This is a genomic window from Gordonia paraffinivorans NBRC 108238 (genome assembly GCF_000344155.1).
GTDB lineage: Bacteria > Actinomycetota > Actinomycetes > Mycobacteriales > Mycobacteriaceae > Gordonia > Gordonia paraffinivorans.
The window spans coordinates 38,998-62,070 of sequence record NZ_BAOQ01000024.1; the positions used below are offsets into that span (position 1 = coordinate 38,998).

Here is a 23,073-nt window from a genome sequence, read left to right on the forward strand (position 1 = left end):
GCGATCCCGGACAATGCAAACCCCCCACTTTTCTTGAAACCCTCAGCCTGAATGGGGTCGATCAGGCGGTGGGTTCTCTCAAAAGTGGGGGGGTTTGCGGAGGGAGGGGGTCAGGCGAAGGCGGTGCGGAGTTCGGTGACGAAGAGCTCCGGCTGCTCGAGCGCGGCGAAGTGGCCGCCGCGCTCGGGCTCACCCCAGTGGATCAGGTTGCGGTAGTAGGCCGCTGCCCACTCCCGCGGCGGGGTGTAGAGCTCCTTGGGGAACACCGAGACGCCCACCGGCAGGTCGAGCACCGGTCCGCGGAAGCCACGCCCGCGGGCGTTCTCCCAGTAGTAGCGCGCCGACGACGCCGCGGAGTTGGTCAGCCAATAGATCGTGACGATGTCGAGCACCCGGTCGCGGTCCAGGTAGCCCCACGGGTCGCCGCGATGATCGGTCCACTCCAGCACCTTGTCCAGAATCCAGGCGGCCTGCCCGACCGGGGAGTCGGCCAGGCCGTAGCCGACTGTCTGCGGCCGGGTCGCCTGGATCGCGTAGTAGCCGGTGCCCTTCGCCGAGTACTCGGCTGCGGCGGTCATCGCCCGCTGCTCGGCTGCGGTCGGCTCGGCCGGCGGCTCCTCGGGGAACACCAGCGGCAGATTCAGATGGATCGCCTGCAGCCCGGCCACCTGCGCCTGCGCCATCGCGCTGGTCACCAGCGCGCCCCAATCGCCGCCCTGCGCAACGTATTCGGAGTAGCCCAGACCGCGCATCAGCTCGCCCCAGGCCTGCGCGGTCCGCTCGAAGTTCCACCCAGGTGCGGTGGGCTTGGCCGAATAGCCGTAGCCCGGCAGCGACGGGATCACCACGTGAAAGGCCCGCTGCCCGGGCGGTGGCTCGGTGAGCGGACCGATCACCTGCTCGAACTCGACGAACGATCCCGGCCAGCCGTGGGTCAGGATCATCGCGGTCGCATCCGGCCGGGACGAGCGCACGTGCACGAAGTGGATGCGCAGCCCGTCGATCACCGCGGTGTACTGCGGCAGCGCGTTGAGCCGTTGCTGCGTGGCCCACCAGTCGTAGGAGTCCGCCCAGTAGTCGGTCACCTCGCGGAGGAACTCGACCGAGATCCCCTGCGATGCGTCGGTGGCCGGTTCCGGCCAGCGGGCCCCGACGATCCGTCGGCGCAGATCGTCGAGGTCGGCCGGGGCGTGGTCGATCTGAAACCGGGTCAGCTCACCGAAGCCGCTCACGCCGCGACCGTCCGCCGGTTACGTTGCTCGGCCAGGGCCAGCCCGTCGGCCCACGAACCCCCACGGGCGATCAGCGCGCGGTACTTCATGATGTCCGAGCGCCGGTTGAGCGCCAGCGCGCCGATCAGCCGCTCGCCCTCGCGGAACAGGGCGACGAACTTGTCGCCGTCGGGGGCGCCGGTGACGATCTCAGGCTCGCCACTGGCCAGGCCCACCAGCTGAATCCGGGAGCCATACCAGTCCGACCAGAAGTAGGGAATGTGCCGGTACGCCAACGCATCTGATCCGCCGAGCAGGTTGCGCATCGCGAGTGTCCCCTGCTCGGCGGCGTTGGTCCAGTGTTCGATGCGCAGTGAACGATCGAAATCCTGACTCCACCATCGGGCCACGTCGCCGGCCGCCCACACATTGTGGCCGGCGTGCAACGTCGCATCGCAGGCCACGCCGTCGGACACGTTGAGCCCGGAGTCGGCCAGCCAACCGGTGGCCGGGTCGGCGCCGATGCCCACCACCACGAGGTCGGCCGGGAGTATCCGGCCGTCGGTCAGGCGTACCTCCCGGACATGACCGTCGCCGTCAAGCGATTCCACACCCACACCGCGGATCAGTTCGGTGCCGTGACGCCCGTGCAGCTCGCCGAGCCACTCGCCGGCGACCGCGCCGACGGCACGTACCAGCGGTACCGGTGCGGCTTCGACGATCGTCACCGGCAGTCCGTGGGCACGGGCGGCCGAGGCCACTTCCGAGCCGATGAATCCGCCGCCGACGACGACGATCCGGGCGCCACGGCGTAGACCGGCCGCCACCTGCCGGGCGTCGTCGGCGGTGCGTAGAGTGGTCACCCCGGTCAGGGTGGTCGGCAACCGCCGGGGCACCGCCCCGGTGGCCACGACCAATGCGTCGTAGGCGATCTCGCGCTCGCCGACGGTCACGCGCTGCATCGTGGTGTCCACCCCGGTCGCGGGTTCGCCGAGCAGTAGTTCCAGATCCAGGTCGGTGGCCAGGCTCAGCGCACCGTCGAAATGTGGCGGCTGTCCCGAGCCGGGGTCGGTGAGGAACTCCTTGGACAGCGGCGGCCGGTCGTAGGGGGCGAGCTTCTCGTCGCCGATCATCGTGATCCGACCGGCGTAGCCGGCGGCGCGGGCGGCCTGCGCCGCCTTCATGCCGGCCAGGGACGCGCCGGCTATCACCACTCGGTCAACGCCTGTTCTGTTGACGTCCATTCGGTTCCTGTCCATGCTCAGCCGTCGATCAGTTTCAGCGCGGCGGTGGGGCAGGACGCGATGGCCTGCTTCACCTCGGCCAGTTCGTCGGCGCCGACGTCCGACCGCAGCAGTTCCAGCTCACCGTCGTCACCGACCTCGAAAAAGTCCGGAGCCATCGCCTCGCAATTGCCCAGCGCGGTGCACTTGTCCATGTCGACCGAAATTCGCATCAGTTCTCTCCATTCTTTGCGTGCTCTTCGAGAAGTCGCTCGATCAGCAAGAGCTCGGGAAGGTCGTGTTCGACGGCGCGGTTCACCACGTCCGCCGGGGGAGGGGTCACGGCACCCAGCCACACACAGCCGGTGCTGCCGTCGATCGTGATCAGGTCGCCGGCTCGAATTCGCGTCCCGTCGGTGCTAATCAGGCCGTGGGAGTCGAAGCGTAGGTCGTGTGCCCCGACCACTGCGGGGATGCCCCAGCCGCGGGCCACCACGGCGGCGTGGCTGACCAGGCCGCCGTTGGTGGTGAGCAGGCCGACCGAGGCGGCCATGCCGGCCACGTCCTCGGGACTGGTCTCCGGGCGCACTAGGATCACGTCGTCCTCGGCTTCGGCGGCGGCGTCGGTGGTCAGCACCGCGCGTCCGACCGCACGTCCGGGGGAGGCGCCGAGTGCCTTGGTCACCACCGGTGGCATGCCGGTCTCGTCGGCCACGTGGGCCAGCGCCTCGGCGCGGGCCCGCTCGCGGAGACCCTCCGGTACCCGTTCGGCGATCTCCGCCGGAGTCAGCGAGATCTCGGGGTCCTGGGCCAGAGCCGCCGCGATGCGCACCGCGGCGGCGGCTCCGCGCTTGCCCGGCCGGGTCTGCAGCAGCCAGAGCCGGCCCTCTTCGATGGTGAACTCGACGTCGCACATGTCGCGGAAACGGATCTCCAAGCGTCGCAACGTCTCCCGTAGCTCGGCGTAGATCTCCGGATGCAGTTCGGCCAGCTTGCTGATGCACAGCGTCTTGGCCGTGCCGGCCACCACGTCCTCACCCTGCGCCATCGGCAGATAGTCGCCGTAGAGCTCGTCGGCGCCGGTGGAGGGATTGCGGGTGAACACCACGCCGGTGCCCGACAGCTCGCCGCGGTTGCCGAAGACCATCGCCTGCACGGTGACCGCGGTGCCCAGCGCCGGGTCGATGTTCTCCCGTTCCCGGTAGGTCTGGGCGCGCGGGCTGTGCCACGACTTGAAGACCGCCTCGACCGCCTCGGTCAGCTGCTCGAAGGGGTCGGTCGGGACCGGGCGCCCGGCCAGCTGCTCGACCGCGCGCTTGAGGTCGCGGACGTGTTCCTCGATGCCGCCGCCGTTCTGGACCGCCGCGGCGGCCAGCTCGCCGCCGTCGACACCCATCACGGTGACCGCGTACATGGTCACGAAACGCCGGTAGCTGTCCCAGGCGAAGTCCGCGCTGCCCGAGACCGCAGCCAGGCCCTCGACGGTCTCGTCGTTGAGGCCGAGATTGAGGACGGTGTCGAGCATGCCCGGCATCGAGACCGGGGCGCCGCTGCGTACCGCCACCAGCAACGGGTCGGCCGGATCGCCGAGATTGCGGCCCATGCGTTCGCCCAGTTCGCCGACGAACCGGGCCAAGGTCTCGGTGAGGCCCGCCGGTCGGCCATGTTCGAGATAGGCGCGGCAGACCGGCACCGAAACGGTGAAACCGGGCGGCACGTTGATACCTAGTCCGGTGCTCATCTCCGCCAGACCTGCGCCTTTGCCGCCCAGGAGGGCGACGAGATCTTCGTGTGGCAGATCGTGCGGGTGGTCGAAGTGGAACACGGCCGAATCGAGACCGGTGACACCCGCTGGCGACGCGCTGGTGGTGGTGGTGGTGGATTTCGGCGAAACGGTGGTCATCAAGACCTCCTTGGTCGTACCTTTTAAAATGATTGACAGAAACATATCACTAGTCGTAGCTTGTTGAGAAGTAGCTAACAGAAATGGCTGGAAGTGATGACCGTGACAACTGCTAATGCGGCCCCCGACCTGATGGACCTGACGATCTTCCAAGAGGACCGGGAGATGCCGGTCTTCGACGAGATCCGGGTCACCGACCCGGTGCACTGGAATCCCCCCTCGGAACGGGGGCCCGGATTCTGGGCGCTGACCCGCTATGAGGACGTGAAGGCGGCGGCTTACGACAACGAACGGCTGTCCTCCGCGGACGGCACGCAGATCGTCGACCGCAAGGTCGAGGGCAAGCTGGCGAGTCTGCACAACATGGACGATCCCGAGCACGCCGAACTCCGCAAGATCACCCTGCCGCATCTGCGCGCGGTCAAGATCAAGCAGTGGCAGGACGCCATCGATGAGGCGGTCAACATGCTGCTCGACGAAGCCGAGGCGCAGGACGGCGAGTTCGACATGGTGCCGCTGATCTCGGCACGGCTGCCGATGCTGGTGCTCTCCCGGGTGATGGGTGTGCCGGCCGTCGACGGACCCAAGCTGGTGGACTGGACCAATCGGCTGACCAGCTCCGACCCGAGCGAGCAGGTGGATGCCGAAGAGCTCGCCGCGGTCCGCGAAGAGGTGATGACCTACTTCGCCGACCTCACCGAGCAGCGTCGCCGCGAGCCCACCGAAGACCTGGTCAGCGTGCTGGCCAACGCCGAGATCAACGGCCGCCCGCTCACCTGGGACGAGCTGGCCGCCTATTACATCGTGCTGGTCGCGGCCGGCAACGAGACCGCCCGGCAGGCGGTCTCCGGTGGCACCCTGCTGTTCGATCGTCATCCCGAGGCCTGGCAGGAGCTGATCGACGAGCCGGCCGGGCTGCGCGTGGCGATCGAGGAGATGCTGCGCTGGGTGACCCCGGTGGCCGCGATGCGCCGCACCGCGCTGGAGCCGCTGACCATCGGCGACAAGCAGATCGCCGCCGGCGACAAGGTGGTGCTGTGGTTCTCCGCGGCCAACCGCGACCCCGAGGTCTTCGAGAACCCGCATGAGTTCGACATCACCCGCTCGCCCAACGAGCACCTCACCTTCGGCTGGGGCATCCACTTCTGCCTCGGGGCGCATCTGGCCCGGGCCGAGATCCGGTCGTTCTTCGCCGAGGTGCTGCGCCGTGGCCTGCGCTTCGAGGTGACCGGTGAGCCGGTTCGGGTGAACCACAACATCTTCCGCGGCTGGAGCCACCTGCCGGTCCGTCTGCATCGGGTCGGGTGACCGCGATGACGACGACCATGCAAGCGGCTGCGGCCGCCACCGACGCGGTCCGGATGAACTCGCTCTACATCGGCGGGCAGTGGCTCACCCCGGCCGGTCGGGAACTGATCCCGGTGCTCAACCCGGCCACCGAGGAGGTGATCGGCTCCATCGTCGACGCCGACGACAGCGACATCGCCGCCGCCTTCGCCGCGGCCCGCCAGGCGCTGCCGGAGTGGAGCGCGCTGCCGGTGAGCGAACGCACCGCCTACCTGGACGCGCTGGCCGATGCGCTGCGCGACCAGGGCCAGCAGCTCGCCGTGCTGGCCACCTCGGAGATCGGGATGCCGCTGGCCGAGTCCCGCGGCGTTCAGGCCGCGCTGCCCGAGGCGGTGCTGCGCAGCACCGCACAGGCGGCGCGCGATCTGGACTGGGAGTATCAGGACGAGTCCGGCAGCACCGTGCTGCGCGAGCCGGTCGGGGTGGTGCTGGGCATCACCCCGTGGAACTTCCCGGTGCACCAGCTGGTCGCCAAGCTGGCCCCGGCCCTGGCCGCCGGCTGCACCATCGTGCTCAAGCCGGCCGAACTCACGCCGCTCAACGCCCTGTTCCTGGCCGCGCTCTGCGACCAGGTCGCAATCCCGGCCGGGGTGGTCAACCTGGTCACCGGCCGCGGCTCGACCACCGGCGAGAAGCTGGTTCAGAGCCAGGCCTACGACCTGGTCTCGTTCACCGGCTCGCTGGCCGTCGGCCGGCACATCGGCGCGGTGGCCGGCGACCGGGTGGTCCGGGCGACCCTGGAACTCGGCGGCAAGTCGCCGGCGGTGGTGATGGCCGATGCCGACCTGGAGGCCGCCGTCCGCACCACGGTGCGCAACTGCTTCACCAACGCCGGACAGAAGTGCAACGCCCCCACCCGGCTGATCGTGCCGGCCGAGCAGCGGGCCGCAGCGATGCAGATCGCCTCCGCCGCCGCAGCCGAGTACCGGCTGGGCGATCCCCTGCAGGCGCAGACCACCATGGGTCCGCTGGCCTCAGATGTGCAGCGCGACAAGGTCCTTCGCTATGTGGACGGTGCCCGGGAACGCGGCGCGACGGTCGCCGGTGGGCGTCGCGCCGACCGTCCCACCGGCTTCTTCGTGGAACCGGCGGTCATCACTGACGTCGCCGAGACCGACCCGGTGGTGCAGGAGGAGATCTTCGGCCCGGTGCTGGTGATCCTCGGCCACCAGGGCGAGGCCGACGCGATCCGGATCGCCAACGACACCCCCTACGGACTGTCAGCCGAGCTGTGGTCGGCCGATCCGGCCCAGACCGCCCGGCTGGTGCGGGGCATCCGCGCCGGACAGGTGCGGGTCAACGGGGTCCGCTCGCCGCATCCGCCGGTGGCGCCATTCGGCGGCTACAAGGCCTCCGGACTGGGGCGCGAGCTGGGCGCCTTCGGTCTCGAGGAGTACCTCGAGGTCAAGGCGGTACTGGGAACTTTCGAAGGAGAGGCGGGCTGATGCGCGCTGCAGTGATCTGGGAGGCCGGTTCGCCGTTCGAGGTGCGCTCCGACGCCACCCGCGACCCGGCCGGCCCAGGCCAGGTGGCGGTGCGGATCCGGGCCGCCGGGGTGTGCCAGACCGACATGTCGCTGGCCTCCGGTGCCTTCGGGCAGCCGATGCCGGTGGTGCTCGGCCACGAGGGCGCCGGTGAGGTGCTCGAGGTCGGCCCCGACGTGACCGGCGTCGCGGTCGGCGACCGGGTGCTGGTCACCTGGGTGCCGCCGTGCGGGCACTGCTACCACTGCGTGCGCCACGAGACCTATATCTGTGCCAACCGCAAGCGGTCCAGCGAGCAGGGCAACAGCTCGGGCCTGGCCGTCGGCGGCACTCCGGTTCAGGTGGGGCTGGGAACCGGGACCTTCGCCGAGGAGACGGTGGTCCCGGTCAGCGGCATCATCCCGCTGCCGGCCGACATCCCCTTCGAGCTCGCGGCCCTGCTCGGCTGTGCGGTCCCCACCGGCTTCGGTGCCGCGGTCAACTCGGCCAAGGTGGTCCCGGGCGACTCGGTGCTGGTGATCGGTTGCGGCGCAGTCGGTCTCAGTTCCCTGCAGGGAGCCCGCATCGCCGGTGCGGCCGAGCTGGTCGCGGTCGATCCGCAGCCGGGCCGTCAGGATCTGGCGCGGCGCTTCGGCGCCACCCACGCCTACGGACCGGACGACGATCCGCGCCAGGCGCTGACCGATTCGCCCGGCTTCGACGTGGTGATCGACGCGGTCGCGCATTCCTCGACCATCACCGCCGCCTGGCGGGCCGCGCGCCGCGGCGGGCGGGTGGTGATCGTCGGGGCCGGCCGGCCCGAGGACGTGGTGGAGCTGACCGCCCAGGAGCTGTTCCACGACGAGAAGCAGCTCATCGGCTCCTACTACGGCTCCTCCGACATGCAGCGTGAGCTGCCGCGCTTGGTCGCGCTGTGGCGGACCGGCCGGTTGAACCTCGACGGCATGGTCGACGAGGTCGTCGACCTCGAGGCCATCAACGAGGTGGCCGCCGGCCAGCGCGAAGGCCGCACCCTGCGCACCATGCTCCGACTCTGACCTCCGGGTCGAACCGACAAAGGACCAGCCCTCATGAGTGACCATCCGACCCCTCGCCGGCGGCCGACGCACGACGCCATGGCCAGCCTGCTCCGGCCGCAGCGCATCGCGCTGGTCGGCGCCAGCGACAAGAATCTGTTCTCCCGCCGGGCCTTCGCCCAGCACAGCCGGCTCACCGGTGCCCGCCCGATCACCCTGGTCAATCCCCGGACCCCCGTGGTTCACGGGGAGTCGACGGTGACCTCGTGTCAGGAGATCGAGGGCGGCATCGACTGCGCCTTTCTGCTGACTCCGCAGGCCGCCACCGTCGACGCACTGCGCGATGCCGCGGCCGGCGGTGCCCGGGCCGCGGCAGTGCTCAGCCAGGGCTGGGCCGAGGACGGCGAGACCGGCCGGGCCGCACAGGCCGAGCTGGTGGCGGTGGCCGAAGAGCTCGGCGTGGTCCTGCTCGGTCCCAACCACCTCGGCTTCGCCAACCTGTGGGACCGGATCGCGATGTGCGCGCTGGGCCTGGACATGCCGATCGAGCCCGGCCCCTTCGCGCTGATCACCCAGAGCGGCGCAGTGGGCTCCTCGCTGGTCGGCTACGCCGCCCGCAACGACGCCCGGTTCAGCTATGTGGTGACCACCGGCAACGAGTCGATGGTCACCGTCGCCGACGTGCTCGACTTCGTCGTCGACGACGAGAACACCAAGGCCATCGGCATCTTCGCCGAGACCATTCGGGACCCGGAGCTGTTCCGGACCGCCGCGCGCCGGGCCGCCGACCGCGGCAAGGCGATCGTGATGCTCAAGGTCGGTGCCTCCGAGCTCGCCGCCGAGACCGCCAAGGCCCACACCGGTGCCCTGGTGGGCGACGACCGGGTGATCGACGCCGTGTTGCGCCAGGAGGGCGTCATCCGGGTCACCTCGGTGGAGGACCTGATCAACACCGGCATGCTGTGCGCCCACACCGGCCCGCTGCGCCGGCCGGGCATCGCGGTCATGTCGGTCTCCGGCGGCGCCTGCGACCTCATCGCCGATCAGGGCTCGGCGGCCGGGCTGCCCTTGTCGGCCATCTCGGCGGAGACCGCGGCCAAGCTCGAAGCCGTGCTGCCGCCGTCGGCGCATCCGCAGAACCCGCTCGACGTGACCGGTGCCGCGGCCACCCGCCCCGAGGTCTGGCGCGGCGCCTTCGAGGCGCTGGCCGGCGAGCCCGAAGTGGGTCTGATCGGAGCGGTCACCTCGTTGCCCACCGACGGCGAGCCGCAGCGGGTGGACACCTTCCGCGCGGTCGCAGAGGCGATCGCGGCCACCGGGGTGCCCGGCGCACTCCTGCCGCAGATCGATCAGCCGCAGTCCGAGGCGGTGCGGCAGGCCAAGGCCGACACCGGCATCGCGATCGTGATGCCGGGCGTGGAGCGCTTCGTACGGGCCGCTGCCGGGTTGTCCCGCTGGTCGTCCTGGCTGCAGGAGCGCGCCGCGACTGCTTCTCGCCCGAGCGACCACAGCAGTAGTCGCGTCGCCGAGAACCGGTCGCTAGACCTGGCGCTCACCGGGTCCGGACCGGTCAGTGAAGCCGCGGCGCGAGGGCTGCTCACCGGGGCGGGAGTGGACTTCGTCCCGGCGACGCTGGTCAGCTCGCGCGAAGACGCTCTCGCCGCGGCGGCCGGCTTCGGCGGCCCGGTGGTGCTCAAGATGTCCTCCCCGCAGGTGGCGCACAAGACCGAGATCGGCGGGGTGGTCCTGAACCTCGACGGCGCCGAGGCGGTGGGGGCGGCCTACGACCAGCTCGTCGCCCGCGCCGAGGCGGCCGGAGTGACGCTCGACGGCGTCTTGGTGAGCCCGATGCGTACCGGCGGAGTGGAGCTGCTGGTGGGCGTCACCCGCGACGACGACTGGGGGCAGGTGCTGGCGGTCGCGCTGGGCGGGGCGATGGTCGAACTGCTCGACGACAGCGCGCTGCGGGTGCTGCCGGTCTCGCGCAACGACGTGGCCACCGCGATCACCGAACTGCGCGGCTACCCGCTGCTCACCGGTTTTCGCGGCAGCAAACCGGCCGACCTCGACCGGGTCGTCGACACGGTGCTGCGGGTGGCCGAGGTGGCCCAAGCGCTCGGCGACGCGGTCGAGGCCGTGGAGATCAATCCGCTGCTGGTCGACGGCGACCGGGTCGAGGCCCTCGACGCTCTGATCACCCGGGCCGAGCCGTGACGATGAAAGGCGACACCGTGACCTCGATTCCCGCCGATCCGGCGACGCTCGAGCAGCTCGAGGCAGCCCTGCACGCCGGCGGCTCGGCCCTCGGCGCGCGCCTGGCCGGTGCCGAACTGACCCCGGTGGGTTCCGGGGCCATGGCCGACACCTTCAAGGTACGATTGACCTGGGACGTAGCCCGGACCGGCCCGACCGGACTGATCGTCAAACAGCCCGCCGGCGACAGCACCGCCGCGACCACCGCCGCCTCGCTCGGCGCCTACGAACGCGAGGCGCGATTCTACAGCGAACTGGCCCCACGCACCCAGGTGCGGGCACCCCGGCTGTACGGCGTGATCGATCGTGCCGGGACGGGGGCTCCGGACACGGTCCTGCTCGAAGACCTCACCGCACGACATCGCCCCGGCGACCAGCTCCGGGAGATGCCCATCGAAGAGCTCGACCGGGCGCGGCATCAACTCGCGCTGCTGCAGGCACCGTTCTGGGAGAACTCCGCCACCGCGGAACTTCCCTGGCTGCACCGCCGACTGGGGGTGCCGATCCCGAGCATCCTGGAACGGATGGAGCGTTCCTGGCACTCGGTGACCGACACCATAGCGGCCGATCTGCCCGCCGACGAACGCAAGTGCATCGACCGGTTCGTCGGATCGGCGGCCGACTGGGCGCAGCTCAACCCAGGGCCGCAGACCCTGGTCCACCACGACCTGCGAGCAGACAATCTGCTCTTCGGGGAGGGCGAGATCGTCCTTATCGACTGGCAGACCATCGGCTGGGGATCGGCGATGTTCGACTACGCCTACCTCATCGGTACCTCGCTGGAGGTCGAGACCCGGCGCCGGCACGAAGCCGAACTGCTCCGGCGGCACGTCGCCGACCTGCAGGAACTCGGCGTCGACTGGACCGAGTCCGAAGCGCAGGACATCTACCGGTGGGCAGCGTGTGCGGTGCTGATGATGCTGGTGCCGCCCATCAGCTCGGTGAAGTCCAATCCTCGGATGGTGACGATGTTCCGCCGGATGCTGAGCCTCGGCGCCCGCCAGGCGCTCGATGCTGGCTCCCTCGACCTGCTCGACTCGCGCTTATGACCCGCCCACTGACTTTCCGCACCTGATGAAGAACGTTCGTGCCCAGACCCCTCAGCCATCACTTTGACAAGGAGAATCCCATGACCACCCGCGAACCCGTCGTCGCCGATTCCTCTACCTTCGAAACCGTCGGCAAGGGGCTCACCGTCTACGAGAGCGACGACCTTGTCGTCGGTCGCGCCAAGTGGCTCGAAACCCCCGAAGACGTCATCTCTTTCGTCGAGAGTGGTGAGGACGTCAGCGACGTCATCGTCATCGCCCGTGGCGGCACCACCACCTTCCTGGCGATGGCGCTCAACGCCGGCGTACGCGGTGTCATCACCCTGCAGGGCGCGCCGGAGAGCCACCTCGGCATACTCAGCCGTGAATACGGCATCCCCTGCATCATGTCGGTGGTCTTCGAACGCGGCGTACGCACCAGCCGCGGCGAGACCATCCCGGCCGACGGAGTGCAGTTGAAGCTGGACATCTCGTCCCGGCCGGACGGCATCGTCTCAGTAGAACCCGGTGCTCCCGTGGATGATTCACCTGAGAATACCGATTCCAGCGGTGGTATGACCCCGGAACAGATGGCGCAGATCCAGGCACTCTTGGCCAAGTTCCAGGGCGAGGTGCCGCCGGGCCTGGAGGGCGACGCGATGATGCGTCAACGTCTCCGGTCCAACGTGCTCGACCTCGATGACCCGGAGTATAACCGGGAACTGAGCATCGACGAGACCAACGACGTGCTGCGCTACCTCGCCTGGAACGAATGGGACGCGCTGGCCGCCCGCGCCACCGAGGGCGAGTCCGGCCTGATCCCGCGCCAGGAGTACGAGGCGATGGGCATCATGGACAGCTGGTTCCACCATCCTTTGTGGCTCAATGCGATTCAGGATCGCGTGGGCCCCGAGGGCATGACCGAGATCGCAGCGCGGGCCAAGAACGAGATCGGCACCAAGATCAACCTGCTGCACATCTGGGCCTGTGCCAGCGCGTCGAGCTTCGGCAGGGGAATCGCCCTGGAACTCAAGCTGCACGACTTCGACTACCGGACCAGCGTGCTGCCCGAGGCGATGTCGACGGTGCGCCGGATGTACAAGGGCATCTGGGGCTCGGGTCCGATGTTCTCCTCGATGCGGGACTACCGGGCGCCGATCCTGGACTCCGCCTGGATCGACCGTTTTTCATCTGATCGGATCGAGATCACCGGGGACGCCGAACGCTCCACCTTTCAGCGGTTCAACGGTGCGCTGGAGTTGCTCGGCTTCCTCGTCCACTTCGACAACCGACTCGGTCTCGGCGACAGTGGCCCGTACCCGACCGAGGACGGTGGTTTCGTCTTGGTCCGCGACCTGTTCATCAATGAACCGGCCTATGAATGGTCCTCGACCACCGAAGGTCTGCCGCACGCGGTGACCATCGCGATGTTCTTCGACGCCGACTCCGGCCTCAAGGTACGGGTGCAGGACCTGTCGACGATGTTCAGCGACCCGGCCAACTACCTGCCCCACGTCAAGGGCGTGGCGGTGTACGCCCGAGACAGGTGGGACACCCCGATGAGCGAGTTGAAGACCCTGTCGCTGTCCGACATGGACGACATGCGGGCCCGCGGCGAGGCCAGCTCGGAAGCGCTGTACAAGCACATCGCCTCGATGAGCCAGGAGGAGAAGGTGATGGCCGGCGCGGTCGTCTACGCGTCCGGCTTCGTACTGCCCTTCGCACGGGCGGCCGGCATGGTCGACGAGCTGATCGCCGAACACGGCTTCATGAGCGTGCACCCGGTGCCCACCGCCAGCTACGAGACCATCGTCAGCGGGGTGGCCGGCGAGATGATCCCTCGCCTGTTCCTCACCGGGACCTGGGCAAACGAGGTGCCGCCGAGCAGCGGTGACACCGTGGCCAGTGCCGACGGCGAGTTCGAGGTGCTGCACGCCACCCGGGTGCGCGGTTTCGCCACCGCCGAGCAGATCGCGGCCAGCACCGGCCTGGCGGTCTCGCTGATCGAGCAGCGGCTCGGCGAGGCGGCCGAGTCCGGCTTCGTCAAGCAGCTCACCGGCCGCATCGCCGGTGCCCGGCTCACCCCGGCCGGCCGTGCGCGGCTGCTGCTCCTCACCGAGAAAGAGGTCGGTGAAGCAGAACGGGCGGGTTTGGCCAGGGCGTACGACGCCTTCCTGGCGCCCAACCGCGAGTTCAAGGCGCTCACTACCCAGTGGCAGTCTGACAAGGATCTCGATAGGGTTCTGGCCGGTCTCGACCGGATCCACGGGGAGGTGGAGCGGATTCTCGGCGATGCCTCGGCGTCGTCGGCGCGGTTCGGCAACTACCAGAGACGTTTCGACGACGCTTTGGCCCGGTTCCGGGGCGGCGACGAGAGCGCGCTGGCGAGGCCTATGTCAGAGTCGTATCACGACGTGTGGATGGAACTGCACGAGGATCTGCTGGCCACCCTCGGCCGTCAGCGCGGCGACCATGACGAGTAACGATGTGACGACGGGCAGCGGCGTGATCACCACGCCGCTGCCCGGCACCACCAACACCCGCGACCTCGGCGGCCTGCCGACAACCGACGGACGGATCGTCGCCCGAGGCACGCTGTTCCGGGGCGACGTGCTGGGCCCGCCGGGATCGGGTGCGGAATGTTGCTGGTCCGACGAGTTCGCCCAGACCTACCGGGCGCTCGGCCTGCAGCTCGTGGTGGATCTTCGATCCGCGCCTGAGGTCGAGCTGGTTCCTTCGGCATGGGCGCCGGAAACCGGAGCTCGCTTGCTGCACGCACCGATCCCCGAAGGCGTCGAAGGCACAGAAACCGATTTCATGGGGATGCTGCGGGACGGCGCGATCACCCGCTTCGGACCGGCCGACCTCGGGGTCTGGTACAGCCAGGTCTACGACCGCCGGGCCGAGATCTTCGGCCAGGTGATCGCCGAGATCGCCGATCCGCACGGACGCCCGACCCTGATCCACTGCCATGCCGGCAAGGACCGCACCGGGCTGCTCGTCGCCCTCATCCTCGAGGTGCTCGGGGTGCCGCGCGAGGCGATCCTCGAGGACTACACGGTCACCGGGGTCAACCGGCGCCATGTCGCTGAGCAAGCCGCACCGCTGATCGCCGAGCTCGGGCTGGTGATGGACGAGGTCCGGACCTTCTTCGAGGCGCCGCCGCTGGCGATGTCGAGCGCGCTGGAGTACCTCGACCGCGAGTACGGCGGCGTGCCCGGCTACCTGCAGCAGGCCGGCGGGGTGGAACCGGAGCGGCTTGAGGCCCTGCGGGAGGGGCTCACCGCGGATCGATAAGTGAGGTCAGACCTTTAAAAAAGGTTGACTATAAATCGGGCACCGCCTAGGATTGAGATGTACCTCACATCCGGTACTCGACAGCCAGACCGGCCCGTCGGCGAATCCCCATCTCTTCCTCGCCTCGGTCTGACGGAACTGCCGTCACGGGCCGGTCTTGGCTCACCCGATCCTTCCTGCGCTGTGCCGCAATCGATTCCAGGAGATGAGTCGTGACTGCAGAAGCTCCCACCACCGTCGGCGAAGGCTACGAGCCGGTCGGCGAAGGCCTGACCGTCTTCGAGAGCGCCGAGCCGGTCTTCGGCCGGGCCAAGTGGCTCGACAGCCCCGACGACGTGATCGCCTTCGTCGAGAGTGGCGAGGACGTCAGCGAGGTCATCGTGATCGCGCGCGGTGGAACGACCACCTTCCTGTCGATGGCGCTGAACGCCGGCGTGCGCGGCATCATCACCCTGCAGGGCGCGCCGGAGAGTCACCTGGGCATCCTCAGTCGGGAGTACGGCATCCCCTGCATCCTGTCGGTGGCCTTTCAGCGCGGCATGCGCACCGCGCGCGGCGAGGTGGTGCCGGCCGACGGGGCGCGCCTGCGGATGGACATCTCCGCCCGGCCCGCCGGATACGTGCACATGGAATCCGGTGCGCCGGTCGATGATTCGCCGGTCGAGCAGGATGTTCCGGCCCTGACCGCAGAGGAGCAGGCGCAGATCCAGAAACTGCTGACCGACTTCCGCGGCGAGATCCCGCACGGTGCGGCAGGCGATGCCCAGATGCAACAGAGCCTCTCCTCCAACGTGCTCGATCTCAGCGACCCGGAGTACGACCGCGAACTCACCGCCGGTGAGACCACCGACATCCTGCGCTACCTGGCGTGGTGCGTCTGGGATGCGCTGGCCGCCCGAGCGATCGAAGGCGAGTCCGGGCTGATTCCGCGGCAGGAGTACGAGGCGCTGGGCTTCATGGATTCCTGGTTCCGCCATCCGGGGTGGCTGCAGGCGATCCGGGAGCGCGTCGGCGACGCCGGCATGGTGGAGATCGGTGCTCGCGCCCGCAGCGAGATCGGCACCAAGATCAACCTGCTGCACGCGTGGGCGGCCGGCACCGCGCTGAGTGAGGGTCGTGCCGTCGCCCTCGAACTCGAACTGCACGAATTCGAGTACCGGGCAGCGACGATCCCGGCGGCGATGACCGCGACCCGGCAGCTGTATCAGGGGATTTGGGGATCCGGGCCGATGTTCGCCTCGATGTGCGAGTACCGGGCACCGGTCCTGGACCGCAGCTGGATCGACCGGTTCCAGAGCGACCGGATCGGCCTGGGCAGCGATGCAGACCGGACCACTTTCCAGCGGTTCAACGGTGCGCTGGAACTGCTGGGCTTCCTGGTCCACTTCGACAATCGCCTCGGCCTGGGCGACAGCGGTCCGTATCCGACCGAGGACGGTGGCTTCGTGATCGTCTGCGACCGGTTTATCAACGAGCCGGCCTACGAGTGGTCCTCGGCCGCCGCGGGCCTGCCCTATGCGGTCACCATCGCGATGTTCTTCGACGGGGACACGGACCTGCAGACCAAGGTTCAGGACCGCTCGACGATGTTCACCGAGCCGGCCAACTACCTGCCCTACGTCACCGGCGTGGCGGTCTATGCCCGCGAGCAGTTCGATACACCGATGAGCGAGCTGCGGACCCTCACCCTGGCCGACATGGACCAGATGCGGGCCCACGGCGAGGCGAGTTCCGCGGCGCTGTACAAGCACATCGCCTCGATGAGCCACGACGGAGAAGGTGATGGCCGGTGCCGTCGTGTACGCCTCCGGTTTCCTGTTGCCGTTCGTCCGCGCGGCGGGCATGTACGACGAACTGGTGGCCGGGCACGGCTTCATGTCGCTGGATCCAGTCGCGGTGGCCAGCTACGAGACGATCATCGACGGCGTGGCCGGCGAGATGATCCCCCGGTTCTTCCTGACCGGCACCTGGGCCAACGAGGTGCCGCCGAGCAGCCGGGACACCACCGCCGCCGAGCCCGGCGAGCTCGAGGTGCTGCATGCCCTCGGTGTGCGCGGGCTGGCCACCACGGAGCAGCTCGAGGTGAGCACCGGCCTGCCGACCGAGACCGTCGAGGCGGTCCTGGCCGCCGCGGTGGCGGCGGGCTGGGTCAAGCAGCGCACCGGCCGGATCGCCGGTTCCCGGCTCACGCCGGTCGGGCGGTCGCGGTTGCTGCTGCTGCGCCGACAGGCCAGCCCGCCGACCCGGCACTCGAGCAGGCCTACCAGCAGTTCCTGGCGCCCAACCGGGAGTTCAAGCAGCTGACCTCGCAGTGGCAGGCCGATCGGGACCTCGACGCGGTGCTGGCCGGACTGGACCGGATCGACGGCGAGGTGAGTCGGATTCTCGGTGACGCCGCGGCCGCCTCGGCGCGGTTCGAGCGCTATCGCAGCCGATTCGGTGAGGCGTTGGCCCGGTTCCGCGGCGGTGACGAGAGCGCGCTGGCCAAGCCGATGGCGGCGTCCTACCACGACATCTGGATGGAACTGCACGAAGACCTGCTGGTCACCCTCGGCAAGGAGCGCAGTGCCGATGACGAATAAGGCATGCCGACAACGACTTTCGACCCAAGTGAAGGGGCAGCCGTGACGACTCAGGTGCCGGCCGGGACCACCGACGAGCTCGCCGCGGTGCTGCGCGAGCAGTTGCCGCAGACCGCCGGGGTGACCGCGGTGACGGCCACCCCGTGCGGGGCCGGGCAGCTCGCCGACAGCTTCCGGCTGGGGCTGGAGTACCGGGCGGGCAGCTCCGGTCCGGCGAGTGTCTTCGTGAAGCTGCCGCCGACCGACGCCGCCTCGGCGAGCACCGCGCAGCGGATCAACGCCTTCGAGCGCGAGAGATACTTCTACACCGACCTGCTGCCGCATCTGCAGATCACCACGCCGCAGCTGCTGGGCCTGGTCGAGTTCGGTGACGCCGGAGTCGGCATCGTGCTGGAGGACCTCTCGGCGGTCACCCGGCCGCTGGATCAGCTTCGCGACGGCGAGCCGGCGCAGGCGGCCTCGGTGATGGATCAGCTGGCCGGCCTGCAGGCGCCGTTCTGGGACGATGTGGCGGCGGCCGGTGGCGACGAGCGGTTCTACAACCGCACCCAGGAACACATCGAAGGGCTCGCCGAGCGGTATCTGCAGTCGTGGCACCGGCACGGTGAGACCGTCGGCGCGGGCCTCGACGCGGCGCAGCGGCACCTGGTGGAACGCTTCGGGCAGCGCTCCCGGGAATGGGCGGCCGGGATCACCGGTCCGCGCACCCTGGTGCACCAGGACCTGCGGCTGGACAACCTGCTCTGGAGTGACGCCTCGGGCGCGGTGCTGATCGACTGGCAGACCCTGGCGTTCACCTCGCCGGCCTGGGATCCCGCCTTCTTCCTCGGCACGGCACTGCCGGCCGAGCAGCGCCGGTCGGCCGAGCACACGCTGATCAGCCGACACGTCGACGCCCTGGCCGCACGGGGCATCACCGGCTGGGATCGCGAGCGGGCCTGGACCGAGCACCGGCGGCTGTCCGGCTCGGTGCTGCTGGCGATGATCGCGGCGATGGGGTTCGTGGTGCCCACCGAGCGCGGCTTCGCGATGTTCGCCTCGCTGATCGACCGCGGTACCCGGCAGGCGCTCGACCTCGACCTGCTCGAATTCCTCGACTGAAGAAGGAGACCAATGCTCAGCAAATGGGACGACTACCCGATTCATCAGGCGCCGCTGCCGGCGACCACCACCATCGGCGCCGACGCCGGGCGGTACAACCGCCACTGGATGGCGATGCACGATAAGGACCTGACCACCCAGGTCGGCTTCGGGCTCAGCGTGCACCCCAACCGCGGGATCGTCGACGCCTCGTTCAGCGTGTCCCGGGACGGGAAGCAGAAGTCGGTCTTCGGCTCGGCGCCGCTCACCGTCGACTTCGACATGGAGGCTCCGCCGCTGCACCTCGAGGTGGTGGAACCGGGCCGCGTGCTGCGCGTGGTGGTGGACGAATACGACGGTGTGGCAGCGGATCTCACGTTCACCGCGGTCACCAAGCATGTGGAGGACAGCCGGATGCGGCGCGACTCCGGCCACACCCTGATCTCCGAACGGCTGCGCACCGTGCAGTTCGGCGAATGGTCGGGCTGGTTCGAGGTCGACGGCGTGCGCACCGAGTGCAGCCGGGATCAGTGGTGGGGTTTCCGCGACCGGTCCTGGGGCTCGCGGACCACCGGAACCGTCAGCGAGGGCAAGGACTCTAAGCACAAGAGCGCGATCTACTTCGCCTGGACTCTGCTGCGTTTCGAAGACGAGTGCCTGCTGGTGGCGGTCAACGAGAACAGCCAGGGAGTCAGTGAGGCCCGCACCGGAGTGGTGCTGCCCTTCCTGGCCGAGGGGGAGAAGGCCTACGGCGACGACGAGAACCTATTGCGCAGCGACGTATTCCACTTCGACATCGACTACGTGCCGGGGACCCGGCGGGCCCGTGAGGTCGACCTCACCGTCGGGCCCCGCGGCGCGATCTCCCGGCAAATAAAAATCGAACCCAAGGTCGAATTCCTGATGCAGGGCCTGGGCTACTACCACCCGAAGTGGAAGCACGGCACCGATCACGGTGGCGCGGTGGCCGGCTCGGACACCTGGAACGTCGCCGAGGCCGACCCGGCCCGGATCGAGAACGTCCACGCCCAGCAGATCTGCCGCGCGGTGCGCTCAGACGGTGCGGTGGGGCTCGGCCTGTTCGAACACGTGGCGATCGGGCCGCACCTACCGACCGGTTTCGGCGAGGGCACCACCAGCTAGCGAGGAGACCGCGTTGTCCTACGAAAGCGTATTCAAGCCAGGTCTTCTTGAGGGTTAAACGGTCATCGTGACCGGCGGCGGCAGTGGGATCGGACGCTGCACCGCCCACGAACTCGCAGATCTCGGCGCCAATGTGGCGATCATCGGTCGCAAGCAGGAGCGGCTGGACAACGTCACCGCGGAGATCCGAGACGATGGCGGCACCGTGGCGTCGTTCAATTGCGACATCCGCGACGAGGAGAGGGTGAAGGAGGTCGTGGCGGAGGTCGTCGAACGGTTCGGCGGCATCCACGGCCTGGTGAACAACGCCGGCGGACAGTACAAGTCACCGCTGGAGGAGATCTCCACCAAGGGATTCGAGGCCGTGGTGCGCAACAATCTCACCGGCGGCTTTATCTTCATGCGTGAGGTCTTCAACGGCTACATGAAGGAGCACGGCGGCTCGATCGTCAACATCATCGCCGACATCTGGCACGGCTGGCCCGGCTTCGCCCACTCCGGAGCCGTCCGCGGCGGCATGCTCACGCTGTCCGAATCAGCAGCCGGCGAGTGGGCGGAGTACGGCATCCGGGTCAACGCGTTGGCTCCGGGATCGATCGCCTCGAGCGGTCTGGACACCTATCCGGAGCATCAGCGCAGCTATATCCGCAACTCGGTGATCCCGCGACAGCCGCTGCGCCGCTTCGGTACGGAGTCGGAGATCTCGGCCGGCATCGTCTTCCTACTCTCACCTGCCGCGGCCTTCGTCACCGGTACCTGTCTGCGGATCGACGGGGCGGCGCCGAACGGCCGGCGGTGGGTGCTCAACGGCTCGAACAACAACGAGGCCTACAACGGTTTTCGTCGGGCGCAGCGTCCGAAGATCCTGGAGGGAACAGACTGATCCACTGGCGGTCCGTGGCCGCGTAGGGCGGGCGGGACGATCCGTATCGGCTGGCTGGCTGCGCTATCGTTGTTGTCATGGTGCACCACTGTGGAGGCATGACCCGGGTGGCTGCACCGACGGTAAGGCGAGGCAGGGGTTGATAGGCGGGAACAAAGTGGCGCACTCAGCAGAATCGATCAGGCTCGGTGCGGTGTCGGTGCCGCGACCGGCCGATGTCCTCGCCGAGACACTGCGTCGTCAGATCCTCGACGGCGAGTTTCCGGTCGGGTCGATGCTGCCCGCCGAACGGCAGCTCGTCGAGGACAGCGGCCTGACCCGATCCTCGGTGCGCGAGGCGCTGGCGCAGTTGCAGCGCGAAGGTCTAATCATGGTGAAGACCGGTCGCCGGGGCGGGTCGGTGGTCACCAGGCCCACCGCTACCGAGGTCCTGCGGTCGGTGCGGCTGAACATCGAGGGCTGGGCGCCGGACGCCGAGATGCTGCTGGAGTCGCGGGTGGCGATCGAGCCCTGGTGTGCCTACTTCGCCGCGGAGCGTCGCACCGAGGAGGATCTCGCCGATTTGCGGAAGATCAACGAGCGCACCGCCCGGGCGCTCGAAGGTCACGGAGATTTCGTCGAATGCAAGGTCGCCTGGCACAGTGCGGTGTCGCGGGCCGGTCGCAACGAGGTTCTGTTCACGCTGGTCGAAGCCGTCTCACGTGCTGCATACCGGCAGTTCGATCGGACCACACTGCAGGGTGAGGACGCCGATTCCCGTCTCCGGTCGCTGCAGGTGCACGAGGCGGTCACCGACGCGATCGCCCGGCAGAAGCCGAGGCTGGCCTTCAAGCTGATGGGCAACCATCTCAATGCTCCGTCGATCGTCGACGAGTTCCCGGACGGCCCTGTGACCGACTGAGCGGACATGGGTCGGCTATTGCCCCTGGGCCCTCGCTTCCGCTACTGTATGGTCATACCATTTAGTTGTTGGGGAGGTGGCGGTCATGGCCAGAAGTGCGACGGTGGGGCACGCCGACGAGTTGATCCGGTTCGCCCGCGCCTGGGCGCCGTTCGGTGGTCCGGGTGACGACGAGGTGTTCGTGACTTTCGGTGTCGGTCAAGCGGAGTTCTACCAGCGGGTGATGTCTGCGCTCGCCACGAATTCCGGCGGTCTGCCGGTTTGTGAGGCAGCGGATCTGCAGCGGCACTGCCGTCGGCAGCTCGCGCTTCTGCGCGCCGGGGCTCGGCCGAGTCGTTGACCGGTTCCGATAAAGGTCGTACCATTCAGCCATTATTCGACTGTGGAGGTGTGCCGTGGCAGGTGTGTGGTTCGACGAGTTGACGGTTGGGCAGATGTTCGAGCATCCGATCCGCCGCACGGTCACCGAGACCGACAATGTGCTGTTCACCGCGATGACCCACAACCCCGCGCTGCTTCATCTCGACGAGGAGTACATGAAGGGCACCGAGTTCGGGCAGCGGGTGGTCAACAGTGCATTCACTTTGGGCCTGATGGTGGGGATCTCGGTCGGTGACACGACGCTGGGCACCGCGGTTGCCAATCTCGGCTGGGACGAGGTTCGTTTTCCCAAGCCACTGTTCCACGGTGACACCATCAACGTCACCACCGAGGTCATCGAATTACGTGAGTCCAAGTCTCGGCCGGATCAGGGGATCGTGGTCTTCCTGCACAAGGCCTTCAACCAGCACGGCGACGTTGTGGCCTCCTGCAAACGTGCCGGGCTGCAGCGGAAGAAGCCGCAGTGAAACCGCTGCGGTCGTTCCTGTTCGTCCCCGGCGACAGTGAGAAGAAGCTGGGCAAGATCGACGGGTCCCCGGCCGACGCGATCATCCTGGATCTCGAGGATTCGGTGAGTCCGTCCCGCAAGGCCGACGCGCGACGGTTGGTCGCCGATTATCTCCGTGAGGCCACCGGGAAACGGGAACTGCCCGAGCTCTGGGTTCGGATCAATCCGCTGGACTCCGGCCAAGCGCTGGCCGATCTGGCCGCGGTGATCGCCGTCGGTCCGGCCGGGATCATGATCCCCAAGATCGACGGACCGGCCCATGTCCAGCAGGTGTCGCACTACGTCGACGCGCTCGAAGCCTCACATCGTTTGTCTGCTGGGCGTATCCGGTTGCTTCCGGTGGCCACCGAGACCGCCGTCGCGCCGTTCCGTCTCGGAGACTTCGCCGCGGCGCAGATCGAACGTCTTTACGGATTGACCTGGGGGGCTGAAGATCTCAGCGCCGCACTGGGCGCCTCGACGAATGTCGGGCCGGACGGGGGCTGGGCGGTTACCTATCAATTGGTGCGGTCGATGACGCTGATGGGTGCCCGGGCTGCCGGCGTCGAAGCGGTGGAGACGCTGTATGTCGACATCCGCGATCCCGAGGGGCTGGCGGAGTCGTCACGCCGTGCGCGCGCCGAGGGCTTCAGTGGCCGCATCGCGATTCATCCGGCGCAGGTCGAGGTCATCAACGAGGCGTTCACCCCGACCGAGGCGGAAGTCGACTTCGCGCGCCGCGTCGTGGCCGCCTTCGAGGGGGAGGTCGGTACCGTCGCGCTCGACGGCAAGATGCTCGACCTTCCGCATCTCAAGCAGGCGCAGCGGGTGCTTGCGCTGGTCGGCTGAGCTCG

The 23,073-nt window shown here is 68.6% G+C and carries 19 protein-coding genes; 15 read left to right on the forward strand and 4 right to left on the reverse strand.

Annotated elements, in window-relative coordinates; translation table 11 throughout:
* Window positions 1-110 precede the first annotated feature (110 nt).
* Genes GP2_RS12370 through GP2_RS12385 form a run of 4 tightly spaced genes read right to left on the reverse strand, consistent with a single transcriptional unit; the run spans window position 111 to window position 4,337 of the window.
* The gene (locus GP2_RS12370; RefSeq protein WP_217997246.1) at window positions 111-1,214 is read right to left on the reverse strand and encodes an epoxide hydrolase family protein; all 1,104 of its coding nucleotides are present in this window, start codon (window positions 1,212-1,214) and stop codon (window positions 111-113) included.
* Window positions 1,215-1,228: 14 nt separating this feature from the next.
* Entirely contained in the window at window positions 1,229-2,455 is a 1,227-nt protein-coding gene (locus GP2_RS12375) for an NAD(P)/FAD-dependent oxidoreductase (RefSeq protein ID WP_006900850.1), read from the reverse strand.
* A gap of 17 nt (window positions 2,456-2,472) precedes the next feature.
* Window positions 2,473-2,667 (reverse strand): ferredoxin, encoded by a 195-nt coding sequence (locus GP2_RS12380; protein ID WP_006900851.1) that lies wholly within the window; start codon window positions 2,665-2,667, stop codon window positions 2,473-2,475.
* A complete protein-coding gene (locus GP2_RS12385; protein WP_006900852.1) occupies window positions 2,667-4,337 on the reverse strand; it encodes a PEP/pyruvate-binding domain-containing protein in 1,671 nt (556 codons plus the stop codon). The genes GP2_RS12380 and GP2_RS12385 overlap by 1 nt, the downstream gene beginning before the upstream one ends.
* Before the next feature lie 96 nt (window positions 4,338-4,433).
* Between GP2_RS12385 and GP2_RS12390 the strand changes: the two genes are divergently transcribed.
* The 15 genes from GP2_RS12390 (at window position 4,434) to GP2_RS12460 (ending at window position 23,068) form a co-directional block, all read left to right on the forward strand.
* Window positions 4,434-5,645 carry a cytochrome P450 gene (locus tag GP2_RS12390; protein ID WP_006900853.1) on the forward strand — a complete coding sequence of 404 codons (1,212 nt, stop codon included), beginning with the start codon at window positions 4,434-4,436 and terminating at the stop codon, window positions 5,643-5,645.
* A gap of 5 nt (window positions 5,646-5,650) precedes the next feature.
* Window positions 5,651-7,129: an aldehyde dehydrogenase family protein gene (locus tag GP2_RS12395; protein ID WP_006900854.1), complete on the forward strand. Its 1,479-nt coding sequence runs from the start codon at window positions 5,651-5,653 to the stop codon at window positions 7,127-7,129.
* The gene (locus GP2_RS12400) at window positions 7,129-8,205 is read left to right on the forward strand and encodes a Zn-dependent alcohol dehydrogenase (RefSeq protein ID WP_006900855.1); all 1,077 of its coding nucleotides are present in this window, start codon (window positions 7,129-7,131) and stop codon (window positions 8,203-8,205) included. Before GP2_RS12395 ends, GP2_RS12400 begins: the two co-directional genes overlap by 1 nt.
* 33 nt (window positions 8,206-8,238) lie before the next feature.
* A complete protein-coding gene (locus GP2_RS12405; protein ID WP_006900856.1) occupies window positions 8,239-10,398 on the forward strand; it encodes an acetate--CoA ligase family protein in 2,160 nt (719 codons plus the stop codon).
* 17 nt (window positions 10,399-10,415) lie between these two features.
* Window positions 10,416-11,486, forward strand: a complete 1,071-nt coding sequence (locus tag GP2_RS12410) for a phosphotransferase (protein ID WP_255218620.1) — start codon at window positions 10,416-10,418, stop codon at window positions 11,484-11,486.
* 80 nt (window positions 11,487-11,566) lie between these two features.
* Window positions 11,567-13,948, forward strand: a complete 2,382-nt coding sequence (locus GP2_RS12415) for a PEP-utilizing enzyme (protein WP_006900858.1) — start codon at window positions 11,567-11,569, stop codon at window positions 13,946-13,948.
* A complete protein-coding gene (locus tag GP2_RS12420) occupies window positions 13,938-14,762 on the forward strand; it encodes a tyrosine-protein phosphatase (RefSeq protein ID WP_051997212.1) in 825 nt (274 codons plus the stop codon). Before GP2_RS12415 ends, GP2_RS12420 begins: the two co-directional genes overlap by 11 nt.
* 212 nt (window positions 14,763-14,974) lie before the next feature.
* Window positions 14,975-17,344 (forward strand): PEP-utilizing enzyme, encoded by a 2,370-nt coding sequence (locus tag GP2_RS12425; RefSeq protein ID WP_006900860.1) that lies wholly within the window; start codon window positions 14,975-14,977, stop codon window positions 17,342-17,344.
* Between the two features lie 42 nt (window positions 17,345-17,386).
* Complete coding sequence (locus tag GP2_RS12430) at window positions 17,387-18,445, forward strand: phosphotransferase family protein (RefSeq protein WP_006900861.1); 1,059 nt, start codon at window positions 17,387-17,389, stop codon at window positions 18,443-18,445.
* Between the two features lie 12 nt (window positions 18,446-18,457).
* Window positions 18,458-19,567, forward strand: coding sequence for an Rv3169 family protein (locus GP2_RS12435; RefSeq protein WP_006900862.1), 1,110 nt, complete (start codon window positions 18,458-18,460; stop codon window positions 19,565-19,567).
* A 67-nt stretch (window positions 19,568-19,634) separates the two neighbouring features.
* Window positions 19,635-20,450 (forward strand): SDR family oxidoreductase, encoded by an 816-nt coding sequence (locus tag GP2_RS12440; RefSeq protein ID WP_006900863.1) that lies wholly within the window; start codon window positions 19,635-19,637, stop codon window positions 20,448-20,450.
* Between the two features lie 193 nt (window positions 20,451-20,643).
* On the forward strand, window positions 20,644-21,351 hold the full coding sequence (locus GP2_RS12445) for a FadR/GntR family transcriptional regulator (protein ID WP_040526929.1): 708 nt from the start codon (window positions 20,644-20,646) through the stop codon (window positions 21,349-21,351).
* Window positions 21,352-21,436: 85 nt separating this feature from the next.
* Window positions 21,437-21,691, forward strand: a complete 255-nt coding sequence (locus GP2_RS12450) for a hypothetical protein (RefSeq protein WP_006900865.1) — start codon at window positions 21,437-21,439, stop codon at window positions 21,689-21,691.
* A gap of 55 nt (window positions 21,692-21,746) precedes the next feature.
* Entirely contained in the window at window positions 21,747-22,199 is a 453-nt protein-coding gene (locus tag GP2_RS12455; RefSeq protein WP_005196876.1) for a MaoC family dehydratase, read from the forward strand.
* The gene (locus GP2_RS12460; protein WP_006900866.1) at window positions 22,196-23,068 is read left to right on the forward strand and encodes an HpcH/HpaI aldolase/citrate lyase family protein; all 873 of its coding nucleotides are present in this window, start codon (window positions 22,196-22,198) and stop codon (window positions 23,066-23,068) included. The genes GP2_RS12455 and GP2_RS12460 overlap by 4 nt, the downstream gene beginning before the upstream one ends.
* Window positions 23,069-23,073: the final 5 nt, after the last annotated feature.